Source organism: Psychrilyobacter sp., from assembly GCF_049671765.1.
Lineage (GTDB): Bacteria > Fusobacteriota > Fusobacteriia > Fusobacteriales > Fusobacteriaceae > Psychrilyobacter.
Genome location: NZ_JBATVM010000240.1, coordinates 1 through 17339, shown reverse-complemented (window position 1 = coordinate 17339; position 17339 = coordinate 1). Strand labels below are relative to the sequence as shown.

Genomic DNA, 17339 nt, shown 5'->3' with positions numbered 1-17339 from the left:
AGCTGAAGATTTTAAATATGCCTGGTTGAGAGGATTAGATCCAGAAGTAGCCTCTGAATATGCTTATCAACTTTATTATATTAAAGGTGGACAGGACTATTTTAAAGGAAAAGGGAAAAGGGAAGATGTAGGGTTAGAAGTTTTAGATGATTATACTTTGAGAGTTGTTTTAGAAGCTCCTACACCGTATTTTTTAAATTTAGTGACGTTTTTTACGTATATGCCTGTAAGAAAAGATATAGTGGACCAAAAGCCTGAAGGGTGGGCAAAAGATCCTAATTTAACAGTATCAAATGGTCCTTTTGTTGTATCGGAATACAAGATGAATAATAAAATTATATTGACTCCTAATGAAAACTATTGGAATAGAGAAAACATAAAATTAGAAAAAATGGTACTTACTATGATTATAGAAGGAAGTACAGTATTGACTGCATATGATAACAATGAGATAGATGTTATATCTGGACAGGTACCTGTACAAGAAATTCCTAAAAGACAGATGGAAGATCCAACTTTTAAAACACTGCCATATTTAGGAACATATTATTATTTATTTAATGTAGATAAAGCACCTACAAATGATATCAATGTAAGAAAAGCATTATCACTTGCGATAGATAGAGAAGCCATTGTAAATCAAATAACTAAAGCAGGGCAAATGCCAGCAACAGGTTTTGTTCCCAATGGACTTATAGATTCTAAAGGAAATGATTTTAGAGCCACAGCTGGTGATTATGACATGTCTACAAAAGCCAATATAGAACTAGCTCGTGAATATCTAGCTAAAGCTGGATACCCAAATGGTGAAGGAATGCCTCCTGTGGAGCTTATGTATAATACTAGTGAATCCCATAAATCTATAGCAGAAGCTATCCAAAATATGTGGAAGGAAAATCTAGGAATAGAAGTTACTTTGGCTAATCAAGAATGGGCAGTATTTAAAACTACAAGAAATATGGGGAACTTTCAGGTAATGAGGTCTGTATGGCTTGGAGATTATAACGACCCTATGACATTTTTAGATATGTGGACTTCATATTCAGGGAACAATAATGCCCAGTGGAGAGCAACAGAAGATGGTAAATTTCCAGAGAATAAGAAATTTACGCAATTAATTGAGGAGTCTAAGTTAGTAAGTGGAGAAGCTCGTGATGAAAAACTCTATGCTGCTGAAAAGATAATGATGGAAGAGGCTATTATAGCGCCACTTTATTATTATACAGGTGTTGTAATGATCAAAGATAAAGTTAAAAACTGGGAAAGAGATATACTTGGAACTTGGTATTTTGGAAATGCAGAAATACAGGAATAATAAAATCTAAATTAGGATAAAAAAAGAGACTTGACCAAAATGGTTAAGTCTCTTTTGGGTTATAAAATTTAATAATCTACAGAAAAAATATTTGTGAATTCTTCTCTAAATATTTCTGAGAGTCTATTTAAAAGAAGGCTTGTATCTCCATTGATACAAAAATCAACATTTCCCTTTTTATTTTCTTTGTTGAAAAGGTCCATAGAAATAAGTAAATTTAAGAGCTCGAATACAGATTCTCGAGAAGAATCTACAATTTTTTCAGGGAAAAATTTCCTGATGTCCTCTTTTATAAGGGGATAATGTGTACCACCGAGAATAAGAGTGTCTGTATCTTTTGGTATCTTCTCCAAATATTTTTTTAAAACTTCTAGGCGATTAGGATGACTTTCCCAACCAGATTCAATTAAAGCACATAATTTTTTACATGGGATACCGTAAAGAGAACCCTCTTTTGAATATTTTTTATAGGTTTTTTCATAAATTTTAGTTTTTACAGTAAAAGGGTTTGCAATATAGGCAATTTTTTTTTTCTTACTTTCTAAAAGAGCTGATTTAACTCCTCCTTCTACCACTCCTATGATGGGAATAGGATATTTATTTTTCAAATATTCCAAAGAAGCTGCGGTTATAAGGCTACAAGCTATTATAATCACCTTACAATGATTCTGAATCATGAATTTTACTATATCTTCACTTAAATTTTGTATCTCTTTGGTAGTCTTAGTACCATAGGGAGTATTTTTAAAATCTCCATAGTAGATAATGTTTTCTCTAGGTAAAATTTTTCTTATCTCTTTCAGGATGGTAAGACCTCCAATCCCTGAATCGAATATTCCAATAGGCATTTTATTTTTCATAGTTGATCTCCTTAGTACCAATATACTATTAAGTATAACTCTATATTTAAAATACTTCAAGAATAATATGCGTTCAATATATATATAACATGTATATCGTATATGGGGACATGAGTAAATTAATGACGGTCATTCATATAATATAATATCTATATTTTACAGAATGAGGCATAAAAGATAAGATGTTTGTATAATAAATTAAAGGAAGGCGGGGATATTATGTTTGGAACTCAAGAAATTAATGACGATGGAATTTTGGAAATTGGTGGGGTATCAGTAAAAAAATTAAAGGAAAAGTATGGAACTCCCCTCTATGTTATGGATAAAAATTATATAGTAGAAAAGGCAGAATTAATAAAAAAAAGTTTTCAATCTAAAGTTTTTAAGACTGAGGTAGCTTATGCTTCTAAAGCATTTTTAACTGTTGGAATGTGTAAAATCGTAGAAAAATTAGATCTTTGTTTAGATGTTGTTTCTGGAGGAGAGATATATACAGCTTTAAAGGCAGGGTTTCCAATGGAAAGAGCTCATTTTCATGGGAACAGTAAATCTATAGATGAACTTGAGATGGCAGTAGAATATGGGGTAGGAACTATAATAGTAGATAATCATTTGGAATTTGAATTATTAGAAGATATCTGTGGAAAAAAACAGAAGAAAATAAATGCAATTTTACGTGTAAATCCAGGGATAGATGCACATACTCATGAATATATTCAGACTTCTAAGTTTGACTCGAAATTTGGAGAGTCGATCTTTATGGAGGAGACAAAGGAACTTATTAGACGAATTCATGAGAGTGAATGGGTAAAATTTGAAGGACTACATGCTCATATAGGTTCTCAAATATTTGATATCAATTCTTTTTTAAAGGAAGCCGAAGTTATGACTGAGTATATAAGAGGACTGGTTGAAGAAGGTATAAGAGTAGAAACTCTTAATTTAGGAGGAGGGTACGGTATCTATTATTCAGATGGTGATCAGCCTGTGGATATAGAGCTTTGCCTAAAGGAACAAGTTAAAATTATAGAGAAAATAAATGGAGAATATAATTTAGGGATCAAAAAACTTCAGATTGAGCCAGGAAGATCTTTGGTAGCTAATGCTGGAACTACTCTTTATACGGTACAGGGATTAAAAACTACTTATTCAGGTAAAAATTATTATTTTATCGATGGGGGAATGACAGATAATATAAGACCAGCTCTATATCAGGCAGTCTATAGTGGAACAATTGGAAATAGATGTTTAGAAGAAAAAGAAAATATGGTAACTGTAGCAGGGAAATGTTGTGAATCAGGAGACTTAATTTTGAAGGATACAAAATTACAAAAGGCAGAATTAGGAGATGTTCTATGTGTCTTTGGTACAGGAGCGTATAACTATTCTATGGCAAGCAATTATAATAAAATACCTAAACCTGCTGTAGTTATGGTAGAAAATGGAGAGTCTTCTCTTATGGTTAGGAGAGAATCATATGAAGATTTAATAAGAAATGATCTATAAAAACTAGTATAATCAAATAGGTACAAATTTTATGTTTATGAAATGGATTAAAAAAAGTCGTGAAATTCACGACTTTTTTTAGTGCCCACCTTTTGCAGATCCTGTTGTTTTATTTGCTAAAAGTACAAATGGAATTAAAGCTAAAGTAACAAATCCAGCAATCAAGAGAACGTCATTTACTCCCATTGTAGCGGATTCCTTTGAGATTAAACCATTTATGACAACTAATTTACTTTGGAGAGAACCAGGAATAGAATTAATCAATGGTAAAAAGTTTGGATTACCAATATGGATATGACTAGCCAAGACCTCGTGGTGATAGGCTTGAGAATGGTTCCATAATGGAGTAAAAAGACTACTTCCAATACTGTTCCCTAAATTTCTCATAAAGTTATAAATACCAGCAGCAGCAACAATTTCTGTAGGTTTTACACTTCCTAAAGAAACATTGTTTAGAGCTATAAAGAAAAATGCAAGGCCAATACCACTTAAAGCTCTAGTATATGAAACATAGTCAGAGGTAACATCTAAACTATAATTAGAAGTAAAAATTGTAACTAAAGTAAAAATAATAAATCCTACAACAGCAATATACCTATTGTCTACTTTATCTGTGTATTTACCGATAATAGGAGATAAAAGTAATATGGGTAAACCCAAAGTAGCGGTTGTTTTTCCACTTATAAATGAGGTATAACCCATAACGTTTTGTAGCCAAAAAGGTAAAATAACGGCCGTCATATAAAATGCAGCAGATACAATTAGGAGAGAAAATACTCCTATGGTAAAGTTTTTATTCAAAAACAATCTGACATTTATAACGGGGTTTTCATGATGCCATTCCCAAATTCCCAAGATGACCAAGGACATAAATGAGATGATAGCTAATATAACTATAAATGGACTGGCAAACCAGTCTAAGTCTGTGCCTTGCTCTAAAAAAACTTGAAGAGATCCGATACCACTTATAAGTAGGAAGATACCAACCATATCTGTTTTGATTCTTACAAATTTTTCACTGGCATAGTCTTTCTTAAACATATAGTAGATTACACCACTAGATAAAAAACAAAGGGGAATACTGAAGTAAAAACACCATCTCCAAGATGCTACATCTGTAATAGCTCCTCCAATAACAGGACCTAAGATAGGACCTAGTATAAGAGTCATTGTCCAGATAGCCATTCCTATTCCACGCTTTTCCTTGGGAAATATTCTCATAATTAGGGTCTGAGAAAGAGGGATCATACTAGCTCCTACAACTCCCTGTAATAATCTAGCAAAAACCATTGAAGAAAGGGAAAAACTCAACCCGCAAAGTAAACTAGCTATGGCGAATAATATTGTAGACCAAATATACTGTTTTACAGTTCCAAACTGTAGCGTTAGCCATCCAATAAGGGGGAGAACTATGGCTTCGGCAACAGAATAAGAAGTGATAATCCATGTACTTTTACTGGTAGCTATACCAAAATCTCCTGCAATATGTGTCAGAGAGACGTTGACTATACTGGCATTTAACATATTTAAAAATGATCCCATAGCAAGGGCTATAGTTATAAAAATTATTTTTCCTGTGATCTTATCATTTGTTTCTGGCATATAGCCCTCCTATGCAATTAATATAAATTTGCCTTAACTATACGGTCTATTGTTTCCTGAATTTTTTGTATATTCAAAGTATATGGATTAGATGATTTAATATCTAAATTAGAGATCATATCTTCTATGGCATTAGTATTTACCTCAGCATCCATAGTCGTTCCTAAAGGAAGGACCCCATTATCTTCTAAATTTTCTTTATCAAAGGCAACTCTCACTGGAAGTCTTTGAGTAATCTTGATCCAGTTACCACTTGCATTTTGAGGAGGTAGAAGAGAAAAAGCATTCCCAGTACCAGCAGAGATACCAACAATATAACCATCGTAGACTTTATCATTTAGACTACTTGTCAATTCTACTTTATTTCCAATTTTTATATTTTTCATTTGATTTTCTTTTAAGTTTACTTCGACCCATTCATTGTTTAGATCGACTATAGAAAACAATGGTTGTCCGATTCCGATTTTTTGTCCCAAAGAGACAGATTTTTTAGCAACGACTCCATTTACAGGGGCATAAACTTTTGTTCTAGATAGATTAAGATATGCTTGCTTGTATTTTAAAATTGCACTTTGGATAGCAGGATGACTATAAGCATCCTTTGAGCTAGCCTGTAATTTTGCATTAGAAAGGGCATCATTTTTTTGAGAAACAGCTAATTTTGCATTTTTTAGTAGAGTAGTTGTTGATTCCATCTGTTTCTGGCTTATGATACCAGCATTAAATAATTTAAAATTTCTATTATAATTTTTTTTCACATTATTTAGGTTGTTCATACTTTCTCCCAAAGCATATTGATACTGAGAAACATTAGTTTCAAGGGATGAATAATTTCTAACGGCTTGGGCTAGAGCAAGCTCTGCACCTTCTAAGGCCAATTGGTAGTCTGTATTTTCAAATTCTATTAATAGGTCTCCTTTTTTAACTTTTGAAGTGTCTACAAAATTAATTCGAGTTACTCTTCCTGCTACTTGAGCAGTTACAGCAGTTTGATTTCCTGTAACATAGGCATTTTCAGTAGATTCATATCCACTACTGTAAAGGAAAAAATAAAGAGCATAAAGAACTCCAAGGATGGCCATACCACCAAGAAAAGTTCCAATTTTTTTCTTGGCCTTTTTTTGGTTTTCTTTTAAATTTTCGTTTATTTTTATAACTTCTGACATATATATAACTCCTTTAATTTTTTTAGATTAGATCTATATTTGTTCTTTTTTTACCTGACCTTTATTCTTATACACTCCTCCTAAACTATTAATTAGATCAATTTGATCAGAGTAAAGTTTATAGGCTTGTTGTGTTTTATGGAGGGAAGAACCTAAATATATATAGTGATCTTTTAAATTTTGGTATTCAGAAATAGAACCACTTTCTAATTTTAAATTTGAATTTTTATATATTTTTTCTTCATTTTTTTCAATTGTATAGAGATTTGTATAGTTAATCTTTGCTATTTTAGCACTACTTAGTTTGGTATTAATATCTTGGATAGAATTATTAATAGTTTTATTGTAGTTAGCAATGAATATATTCACTTTAATATCAGCAATTTTATAATTAGTTTTAATCCCAGAAAGGTTAAAAATTGGGAGATAAACTTTTGGTCCAAATGACCACATTAAAGATGAAAAATCTTTAAAGCTATTGTCTATTCCTAGTCCTTGATATCCTATGTTTCCACCAATTGAAATTTGTGGATAAAAATCTGATTTTAATGATTTTAATTTAGCTTTTTGAGAGTTGATCATCATTAGATAATATTGAACATCGGGGCGATATATAATAACATCAGAAGATATTATGTTAGGGATTATAAATTCTTGTTCCATAAGATGGGAATATATAGCATTTTTTAGTATCTTTTTTACTTTAGTTTTGTTTTTATAAGATGACAATGAATATATAGTCTCTGCAGTAGATTCCTTTTTAAACTTATTTATATTTATATGTCTTTTTAAATTAAGAATCTTATTTTCGATAACGAGCATATCCTCTTCAGATCCTCCTCCAAATTCAATAGCTAATTTGACCTTATCTCTAATAGGCATTAATACAGATAACTTTTTATCAAGATTTATTTTTTCCTCTTGAAGATAGATATAATATCCATAAAGTTTAGCGATATTTGTAGTGATATTCAGTTCGATCATTTTTGACTGGAATTTAGCACTTTCAGCTTGGTACCTTTTTTGTTTGGTCAAGTTTTCGTATTTACCATAGAAATCAAAGTTATAGTTAGCATTTATTCCAGTACTAGCTGTATATGTAGTTTCTCCCGCAAGACCATTTTCGGGAATCGATCCTATAGCTTTTGATTTAGTATATAAATTAGTAAGTTTATGGACATTTGCACCTCCATATAGCCCCATTTGAAAAGCACTATAATTGGCGGCATCTATAACCGTAGTAGCAGCTTGTATATTTAATTTAGCTACTTTCAGATCTGTGTTTGAATTTAATGCAATTTTCATTAGTTTATTCAGATCGAGGTCATGGTAGTTTAACCACCATTCGTCGTTGGAAAAAATTAAATTTTGATTTTTGGAATCATAATTTTCTCCTAAAATGAAATTATCCTGTAACTGAATCTCATCCTTTGATTGCATGAGATCTTCGTTAGTTTTTGGAACATAGCCGGAGCATCCTATCATTAGGAGTAGCCATGAAATTAATATTGTTTTTCTTGCCTTCATCTATATCCTCCTGTTTAGTAAATGTGTATTATATACACGAAAGTTTTTAAAATTAAGTTGACCAAAAGGCTAAACTAATTTAGTTGTTAAATTTTAGCATTTTTTCTTATGGGAGAGTTAAACAATTCTTGCTATATTAAAAAAAGATGACTTCTTATAGAGTATAGAAACCATCTTTTTTTAATATAAGTAAATAGAATTATTGATTTTAGGTTTTACTTGTTAACTCTTACAGGAGTCATGATAGAATAGTAAGTTGGATTATCTATAAAGAATTGTTGGATAAACTCGAGGTCTTCTCTATGAGAAGTAAGATGTTCTTTCTCAAAGATACTACGTATATCGTTTAATACCACACCTGAGGAATTATATAACCTATCACCAGAATAGTGTAAAAGAGCATATAGCCCTGAAGGGATAGTGAAATGTTCTTTAAAATCAAGCTTTATATCTGTAAAAAATCCAAAAGTGTATATAGTTTTACTTCTTTTTATAGAAATATAATAAAATTTTTTTAATTTAGGAGTAGCACTAAAATGCTGAGATTTTGTTTTTATAAAAGCAATAAGTTCTTCTTCATTAAGGGTTGTTCTAGAAAGATCTATAGAATGAATAATTCCATAGACTTTTATTTTTTTAAAGTATTCTAAAGAAAGATCGATTCTGATTTTTCCATTTAGAGAGATAGTTTCCTTTTCTAGAATTATTAGTTTTTCTTGTATAACCTTTCTAAGATCGTGCTTCCTATACTGTGTAGGAGTAATATTGTAATGTTTTTTAAATGTTCTATTCAAAATTTGTGGTTGGGTATATGAATATTTAAGAATAAGTTTCCAAATTTCTGTAGTTTTATTATTTAAGATGTCATCACCAATATATTGGAGTCTTCGCTTACTAATATATTGTCCAAAGGAGATACCAGTATAAACTTTGAATATTCTATGAAAATGAAATTTTGAGATAAAGAAATTAGCTGAAATTTCATCTAAAGTAATGACACTATTGATATTGTTTTCTACATAGTCAATTATTTCCTTTAGTATTGGTGTATAATTCATAAAACTGGTTCCTCCATAGTTATACTGTTTTTAATTTTTTTATTAGGTCCCGACTTTCCTTTATAGAAGCTGTTGAATTTATATATTCTCTTTGAACTATACCAATAAAAAGTATATCTATAAGAGAAAGCTGTGCCATTCGAGATGAAATAGCTGAAGATCTAAAAAGATCTTCGTGGGAAATAGAATAAAGGTTTATATCGCTGTTATTGCTTACAGGATTATTTCCAATATTTGTAATGGAAATAGTAGTAGCTCCATGCTCTTTTGCTTTTTCAACTCCTAGTATAACTTCTTTACTTTCACCTCCGTGGGAAATAGCGACCACTAAATCTTCTTTATTTAGAGTAGTGGTATGAGTTAGCTGTACATGGGGATCAAAATCATGAAATGCCATCTTTCCTATTTTACTTAATTTATAGAAAAAATCTTTTGCAACTAGGGAAGAAGCTCCTACACCTAAGATAACTATTTTTCTTGCTTTATGTAGGTAATCTATAGCTATATCTAATTGAGGGAAATTTAGATTATCTAAAGTTTCGCTGATAGCATTTATACTGTTATAAGAAAGTTTTTTTGTGATATCTTGCATGGAATCGTTTAAGGTGATATCTCCATATAAATATGAAGGTGTAGAAGAGGCTTTGGCCAATTCTTCCCCTAGACTTATTTTAAATTCTGTAAATCCTTTGATATCTATTTTTTTTATAAATTTTATGATGGTAGATTGACCTACTCCAATTTTTTTAGCTAGATCAGAGGAGGTTATCGTTTTAACTTCTTCTAGATTATCTAATATATAGTTAGCAACTTTTACCTCAGTTTTAGATAAATTTTTTATTTCATTTTTTATTTGTAATGATATAGACATACTTTACCTCCTTAATCTGTCGCAATATTTACTTTTATTATAACCTTATTTAAAACTTAGGTGAAGTAAAATTTGAAAAAGTTAAAAAATCAAGAATTTCAAACTCTTTGGGGAAATGCTAAATTGTAATAAGGTAGAAAATATGTTACAATTTAGTCTGAATTTAATGGGAAAAGATTAGAAAAATCAAGTCAGAGGAGCAAAAAAATATGATGAAAAATTTAAATCAATGGTTATTTTTATCAATTAATAATTTGGCAGGAAAAAATGATGTTTTAGACAACATAGGAGTGTTCTTAGGAGAAAAAGGACCTTTTATTTTTATAGGATTGATAGTGTATATATATTTTAAAAAGCAGAATAAAAAAGAAGCTATCTATGCTACGATTACTGTTATTTCAGCCATACTACTCAATCATTTGATAGAATTGTTTTATTATCATCCTAGACCATTTGCCGATGGATTAGGAATAGTTCTCAAAGAACATATAGCAGACAGTTCTTTTCCTTCGGATCATACAACCTTTATGTTGGCTTTATCTTGGTCTTTATTTATGTATAAAGATACTAAAAGATGGGGAAAAAATATGTTGATATTAGGAGTTTTATTGGGACTTTGTAGAGTATTTGAAGGAGTTCACTATCCGTTTGATATATTAGGAGCATTAGTTATGGGGCACTTTTGTGCCAATATGATTTATAAATTAAAAGAAAAAATGAAACCGTTAATAGATTTGATTTTAAAAATAGATAATAAAATTTTTAGAAAAGCCTAACTAGTAATTTATGATTACTAGTTACCAATTATATAGATGGGGTGAGAGATTTGCAATTTATAGTAACAGAGGGAATGGGATGGTTAGAAGTTGTAACGGGAAGTATGTTTTCAGGAAAAAGTGAGGAATTAATAAAAAGACTGAGAAGATCAAAGTATGCACGTCAAAAAGTAGTAGCTTTTAAACATGCAAGTGATGTGAGATATGATGATGCAAAATTGGCTTCACACAGCCAATCTTTTATAGAAGGTGTACCAGTAAGAAATGTAGAAGAGATGAAAAAAATATTTTTTGAAAAGTACAGTGATGCACAGGTAATAGGAATAGATGAAGTACAGTTTTTTGGAAATGCAGTTGTTAAATTTTGTGAAGATTTGGCTGATATGGGAAAAAGAGTTATTGTGGCTGGTTTAGATAAAGATTTTAAAGGAGAGCCATTTAAGCCTATGGATGAACTTTTGGCTAGAGCTGAATATGTAGATAAATTTCAAGCCATTTGTGCTGTATGTGGAAATCCTGCTACAGTATCTCAAAGACTTATAGATGGGGAACCTGCTTACTATGATGACCCTATTGTATTGGTCGGAGCTACAGAATCTTATGGACCTAGGTGCAGAAAATGTCACAGAATAAAACATAAAAATGAAACTATGGGTAATATCTATTTTATAGTGGGAACTGGAACGGAAATTGGGAAAACCCATGTTACTCTAAAATTGATAGAGAAAGATCTTAAAAATAAAAAAAATGTGATGGCGTTGAAACCTATAGAAACAGGATCGGAAATTTTTGGTAAAAACTTAGAAGGATCGGATACTAAAAAATATGCAGATATTTTAGGTAAAAGTGTAGAAGAGATAAATACATATTTCTTTAAAAAACCTATGTCTCCTCATATTGCAGCAAATTTAGATGGAAAACAAATATTTATTAATGAAATAAAAAAAAGAATAGATGAAGAAGCTCAAGCTCATGAAATTTTGTATGTCGAAGGTGCAGGAGGACTGTTAGTTCCTTATAAAGATAGGTATACATATTTAGATCTTTTGGTGAATTATAGAAAAAAATCTGAGGTTATAGTAGTAGCTAATAATTCTTTGGGAACAATTAATCACACTTTATTAACAATAGAGACTTTAAAGAGAAATGATATTATGATAAAAGGTATTATCTTTAATAATAAGGATAACGATACCAATGAAATTTTATTGAGGGATAATATAGAAACTATAGAAAAATTAAGTGGGATAAAGGTGTTAAAAAACATGGAGTATGACGGAGGCAAAAGTGAATTTTAGGAGTTTAGAAAAAACAACCAAATTTGGGTATTTATTTTATATCTCATATAGGGGAACCAAATTTCATTCTTTCGATGAAAATAAAGATGAAAATTCCACAAAGAAAACTGTAAAAGGTGAATTCATAAAGATATTAGGAGAATTAGGCATTACATGGGCTAAGGGAGTTCAACAAGGTGGAAGAACCGATGGTCAAGTAAGTGCTAGAGAAAATATGTTATATATAAATTCAAATAATAAGATTGATAAAAACTCGTTAAAGGATAAATTTAATAAAAAAATAAACGAAATGAAGATCATAAAAATAGAAAAAACATTACCTAACTTAGCTCTCCCTGAGATGATAGAGGGAAGAACCTATCGGTATAACTACCCAGTAGGGAAGATAAGCTCTACTAGAGAAGAAATTTTGAAGAAATGTGAAAAATTTACAGGGACTTATGATGTAAGCGAGTTTACCGATAAAAAAGGTGAAAAATTAAAAGAAAAAGTTAGAAGTGTAGAAGTATCGTATAATAATGAAAGTTTGGTATTCTCAGGGAACTCGTTTATGCCAAAACAGGTAAGGATCATGTCTGGGTATATATTAACTGGAGAGAAAAAAATTCTGCCAGGAAAATATCTAACTTTGGAGAAGATGATCTTATCTAAGGAATTAGAAGAGATAATAATAGAGGAAGTTAATGATATTTCTGAAGAGAATGTTTTGAATATAGAAAAAATTAAAGATGTTTATATTTTTTATGTGGCTAAAAACAAAAAAGGTGAAGTTATTGGTAAAAATGCTAGTAATATCAAGAATTTAAGAAAAAAATATGGAAAGATAATAATAAAAACAATCTAAATTTTAGGAGTGGTATCATGGGACGAATAAAACAGGGATTAAATTATTTATTTGTAAAACCTAAATCTAAGATGGTAGAAGAAATAAAATTACTTTTAACAGAGAAAGAATATGAGATTTTTATAAATATGGACAACTATGATAAAGTACACAGTATCGGTGTTTATGAGATGGTAAAAAAAGATAGCATATTAAATTTAGATGAGAAGTATTTAAAATTAGCCCTTCTACATGATTGCGGAAAGGAAAAAGTTTCTCTTCTGGTTAGGATGAAAAAAGTTTTGGTAGGAGATAAACAATTGGATATGCACCCTAAATTAGGGTATAAAAAATTAAAAGAGATAGATATGAGATTGGCTAATTTAATTTTAAACCATCATGGTCTAAACGAAAATAGAAAATTAAAGAGATTTCAAGAAATAGATGAAGCAAGTTAGAACCTCTCCTTCTAGTTTCTTCCGGTTGATCAGTACGTAAAAATTATATTTAGTAAATATGATTTTTACGATATCAAGGGAGAGAGTGGTGGTAGCCGAGAGAGGTTAAAAAGTATTTTAAGAAATAAAGGAGAAAAATATTATGATTGATATAGAAAAATATCTACTTTCAGTAGAAAAACCAGTTCAATATATGGGGAATGAGGTAAATAGTATCCATAAGAAAGATTATGAAGTAAATATGTGTTTATTTTTCCCCGATATCTATGAGGTTGGGATGTCTAATTTAGGTATAAGAATATTATATGATATATTAAATAAAGTTGATGGATTTTCATTGGAAAGAGGATTTTCTCCTCAAGAGGATATGGAAGCTGTCATGAGAGAAAATAATATACCAATGTTTTCGCTAGAGAGTAGAACTCCACTAAAAGAATTCGATGTGATAGGATTTTCTCTTTCATATGAAATGAGTTATACCAATGTATTAAATGCACTAGATCTAGCAGGAATACCACTGAGAGCAGAGGATAGAACAGAAAATGATCCACTTATTATGGCTGGAGGAACTTGTACAGTAAATCCTGCTCCTATGACTAAATTTGTAGATTATTTTGTAATTGGTGATGGAGAAGATGTTATGCCAGAAATAGCTAATATATTTGTGGCAAATAAGGATAAAACTAAGGCAGAAAAATTAGAATTGATAAAAGATATAGAGGGAGTATATATCCCCAAATTACATAAAGATAAAAAAATAAAAAAGGCTATAGTTCATAATTTAGATAATACAGAGTTTTATGCTAACCAAATAGTGCCTTTTGTGAAAATAGTTCACGATAGGGTGTCTATAGAGATTCAAAGAGGGTGTACTAGAGGATGTAGATTCTGTCAGGCTGGATATACATATAGACCTGTAAGAGAGAGAACTTTAGAAAAAAATATGGCTCTTATAGGAAAATCACTTAAATCTACTGGATATAATGAAGTTTCATTATCATCACTGTCAAGTAGTGATTATAGTGAAATAGGGCCTTTATTAACAAATTTACAGAAAAAATATGGCGAGAATAATTTGAGTATAGGACTTCCATCTCTGAGAATGAATCCATTTTCTGTAGAAGTTGCAGAGAAGATCCAAAGTGGTAAAAAAACAGGATTTACATTTGCACCAGAAGCAGGAACTCAGAGGATGAGAGATGTTATTAACAAAGGTGTAACAGAAGAAGAAATTTTAGAAACAGCAATTGCAGCAGTGAAAGGCGGATGGACAACGCTGAAATTTTACTTTATGATAGGGTTGCCATTTGAAACAGATGAAGATTTAAAAGGGATACATGAGCTAGTAATGAAGGTAGTAAGAGCATGCAAACCATTTACAAAAAAACTAAATATAACAGTTAGTATATCTAATTTTGTACCGAAACCTCATACTCCATTTCAATGGGCTGAGCAGATGAATATAGCTGAGATGGAGAGAAAACATCAACTCCTAAAAGATATTTTTTATAGAGCGAAACATACAACTTTAAAAATGCATTTTAGGGAAAAATCATATTTAGAAGGATTCCTATCTCGTGGGAATGAAAAAATAAGTGATCTGTTAGAAATAGTATGGAAAAAAGGTGCCAAATTAGAAGACCATGGTAGAAACTTTCAATTTTCTAGGTGGAAGGAAGCTATAGATGAATTGAGCTTAGATGAAAAAGATTATTTAGGAGAAAAATCAACTGACGTAGAATTACCTTGGCACATGGTAGATATTGGTGTATCCAAGAAATTTTATATAAGTGAATTAAATAAAGCTAAAGAGATAGCACTTACTCCTGATTGTAGAAATAGTTGTTTAGGCTGTGGAATGAAGGAACGAGTTAAAGAATGTGGAAAATTGACCTCTGATAATTTAAAGAAAAAATAATATAAAAACTCCTAATTAGGATAGAACTATTATAGTTGTTATCTACTTAGGAGTTTTTTTATCTAAAAAATAAAAAAGGAAAAAAACTTTTTTTGAATAGAATATAAATGAGAGTAGTTGAATTTATTTGACTGTTAAATAAAAAAGGGGGGGAAGTGGTGTGAAAAGAATGCAGTTGGAAATAAATGGGGATATGGTAAAAATAAATGATATCCTAATTTTTGGTGTAAATGATCTTGAGATTGGGGATGACTATGTACTGTTAAAAAAGGACAACGATAATTTAATTCATTTTATCGATCATGAAAAAGAGATTAATCCTTATTTTACAGTAATAAGGATTAAAGATGGAGAGAGATTAGCACACAACTATAAATACTGTAATTTTAAACCTATAGAGATAATGGAAGGTTATCATAAAAAAACTTTATAAATTATATATATCTAAATTCAAACAAGTTCTTAAATTTAATGAAGAGGCCGGTTTATCCGAGCCTCTTTTTATAATAGTAACTCTTTATGCTAAATTTCATTTTGTAATTTTGAAATCCATAAAAATCGCCCTTCCCTATAGATTTCTTTTTCCGTAGCAAATATGATGATTGTAGGAGCATTAAACATATAATTCAATAAAAAATTATTATCTTTTGTAATAAAAAATCCATATATTGTACTAAATGTAAAATAAAGTATATTAAAACGAACATAATATGTTGAAATTTTTATTATTTAGATGTATAATCCACATATAGGGTAATAAAAAATTATCACAAAAGGTTTGAGGGGGAGTTATGGACGTAAAAAAAGTTGTTAAAATATTAAGTGAGGAGATAGTACCAGCAGAGGGATGTACTGAGCCCATTGCAATAGCATATGTAGGAGCAAAAGCTGTAGAAATTTTAGGGAAACTTCCAACTAAATTAGATATATATGTTTCTGGTAATATGATAAAAAATGTTAAAAGTGTAAATGTTCCAAATAGTGGAGGAATGGCAGGGATAGAAGTCTCAGCTGCTATGGGAGCTATTGCTGGAGATGCTGATGCAGAATTAATGGTTATTAGTAGTGTTACACCTGAACAATTAAAAAATGTGAAAAATTTTATTAAAAATAAAGAGATAAATATAATTCATGAAAAAACAGATGTAAAATTATATGTAAAGGTTGTAGCCTATAATGGAGAGGAATCTGCAAGTGTTGAGATAAAACATCTACATACTAATATTACCAAGATAGAAAAAAATGGAAAAATTTTAGTAGATAGAGCTTGTAATGATACAAATTTTATTTCTACAGAAGAAGACCGATCAATTCTAACAATTGAAGGAATATATAATTTTGCTAAAACTGTAGAATTAAAGGAAATAGAAGGTATTTTTAAGAAGGTAATAAATTATAATTCTGCTATTGCTAAAGAGGGGTTATCTAAAAAATATGGTGTAAATGTGGGGTCGATGATCCGTGAAAATATAGAAAAAGGAGTATATGGAAATGATCAAAAAAATAGAAGTGCTAGTTTAGCAGCAGCAGGGTCAGATGCAAGGATGGCAGGATGTCCATTACCAGTAATGACTACTAGTGGAAGTGGGAATCAAGGAATGACAGCTTCTTTACCAGTAATTCAATATTGCAATGACAATAATTTGAGTCATGAAGAGATGATTAGAGGGTTAGCTTTTTCTCACTTAACTTGTATTCATATTAAAACAAATGTAGGTAGATTATCAGCTTATTGTGGAGCTATATGTGCATCAGCAGCAGCAGGCGGAGGTTTAGCTTTCGTAATGGGGGAAGACTTAGAAGTAGTATCTGATTCAATAACTAATACTTTAGGAAATGTCTCGGGGATGATTTGTGATGGAGCCAAGGCCTCTTGTGCTATGAAAATTGCCAGTGGAATTTATGCAGCATTTGATTCGTTACATCTTTCAAAAGCCAAAAAAGTATTATCTAATGGAGAAGGAATAGTAGGAGAAAATATAGAAAAAACTATAAAAAATATCGGGATTCTATCTCAAATAGGAATGAATGGAACTGATGAAATAATTTTAGGAATAATGACAAAAAAATGCTAAATAAAAAAACCTATGAAAAAGATACTAGTAAGTATCTTTTTCATAGGTTTTTAACATATATATAGTATAGGAAACAAGTATAATAA

15 protein-coding genes are annotated in these 17339 nt (G+C 30.4%); 9 read left to right on the top strand and 6 right to left on the bottom strand.

All coding sequences use genetic code 11. The annotated features are described in order from the left end of the window. The coding region (locus WBG30_RS11605; RefSeq protein ID WP_424504819.1) for a peptide ABC transporter substrate-binding protein at nt 1–1315 on the top strand (1315 nt) is incomplete at its 5' end. Between the two features lie 68 nt (nt 1316–1383). On the opposite strand, the gene murI is transcribed toward WBG30_RS11605, so the two are convergent. Continuing rightward, nucleotides 1384–2175, bottom strand: coding sequence for a glutamate racemase (gene murI / locus WBG30_RS11600; protein ID WP_424504818.1), 792 nt, complete (start codon nt 2173–2175; stop codon nt 1384–1386). Nucleotides 2176–2394: 219 nt separating this feature from the next. On the opposite strand from murI, the gene lysA reads away from it, so the two are divergent. Beyond that, nucleotides 2395–3681, top strand: coding sequence for a diaminopimelate decarboxylase (gene lysA / locus WBG30_RS11595; RefSeq protein ID WP_424504817.1), 1287 nt, complete (start codon nt 2395–2397; stop codon nt 3679–3681). 78 nt (nt 3682–3759) lie between these two features. Here the strand turns inward: lysA and WBG30_RS11590 are convergent, their stop codons facing one another. From WBG30_RS11590 to WBG30_RS11570, 5 genes are all read right to left on the bottom strand, one after another. Then, nucleotides 3760–5283: a DHA2 family efflux MFS transporter permease subunit gene (locus WBG30_RS11590; protein WP_424504816.1), complete on the bottom strand. Its 1524-nt coding sequence runs from the start codon at nt 5281–5283 to the stop codon at nt 3760–3762. Between the two features lie 17 nt (nt 5284–5300). Next, nucleotides 5301–6449, bottom strand: coding sequence for an efflux RND transporter periplasmic adaptor subunit (locus WBG30_RS11585; RefSeq protein ID WP_424504815.1), 1149 nt, complete (start codon nt 6447–6449; stop codon nt 5301–5303). A 33-nt stretch (nt 6450–6482) separates the two neighbouring features. After that, nucleotides 6483–7976, bottom strand: a complete 1494-nt coding sequence (locus WBG30_RS11580; RefSeq protein ID WP_424504814.1) for a TolC family protein — start codon at nt 7974–7976, stop codon at nt 6483–6485. A gap of 215 nt (nt 7977–8191) precedes the next feature. Further along, nucleotides 8192–9034, bottom strand: coding sequence for a helix-turn-helix transcriptional regulator (locus tag WBG30_RS11575; RefSeq protein ID WP_424504813.1), 843 nt, complete (start codon nt 9032–9034; stop codon nt 8192–8194). 19 nt (nt 9035–9053) lie between these two features. Beyond that, nucleotides 9054–9905, bottom strand: a complete 852-nt coding sequence (locus tag WBG30_RS11570; protein ID WP_424504812.1) for a MurR/RpiR family transcriptional regulator — start codon at nt 9903–9905, stop codon at nt 9054–9056. 209 nt (nt 9906–10114) lie between these two features. On the opposite strand from WBG30_RS11570, the gene WBG30_RS11565 reads away from it, so the two are divergent. The 7 genes from WBG30_RS11565 (at nt 10115) to WBG30_RS11535 (ending at nt 17253) form a co-directional block, all read left to right on the top strand. After that, entirely contained in the window at nt 10115–10681 is a 567-nt protein-coding gene (locus WBG30_RS11565) for an undecaprenyl-diphosphatase (RefSeq protein ID WP_424504811.1), read from the top strand. Between the two features lie 50 nt (nt 10682–10731). Then, nucleotides 10732–11979, top strand: coding sequence for a thymidine kinase (locus WBG30_RS11560; protein ID WP_424504810.1), 1248 nt, complete (start codon nt 10732–10734; stop codon nt 11977–11979). Continuing rightward, nucleotides 11969–12823, top strand: a complete 855-nt coding sequence (locus tag WBG30_RS11555) for a pseudouridylate synthase (RefSeq protein ID WP_424504809.1) — start codon at nt 11969–11971, stop codon at nt 12821–12823. The genes WBG30_RS11560 and WBG30_RS11555 overlap by 11 nt, the downstream gene beginning before the upstream one ends. Nucleotides 12824–12840: 17 nt before the next feature. Continuing rightward, entirely contained in the window at nt 12841–13260 is a 420-nt protein-coding gene (locus tag WBG30_RS11550) for an HD domain-containing protein (protein ID WP_424504808.1), read from the top strand. Between the two features lie 142 nt (nt 13261–13402). Continuing rightward, nucleotides 13403–15178, top strand: a complete 1776-nt coding sequence (locus WBG30_RS11545; protein ID WP_424504807.1) for a TIGR03960 family B12-binding radical SAM protein — start codon at nt 13403–13405, stop codon at nt 15176–15178. 160 nt (nt 15179–15338) lie between these two features. Beyond that, a complete protein-coding gene (locus WBG30_RS11540; RefSeq protein WP_424504806.1) occupies nt 15339–15611 on the top strand; it encodes a hypothetical protein in 273 nt (90 codons plus the stop codon). Nucleotides 15612–15969: 358 nt separating this feature from the next. Then, nucleotides 15970–17253, top strand: a complete 1284-nt coding sequence (locus WBG30_RS11535) for a serine dehydratase subunit alpha family protein (protein WP_424504805.1) — start codon at nt 15970–15972, stop codon at nt 17251–17253. Nucleotides 17254–17339: the final 86 nt, after the last annotated feature.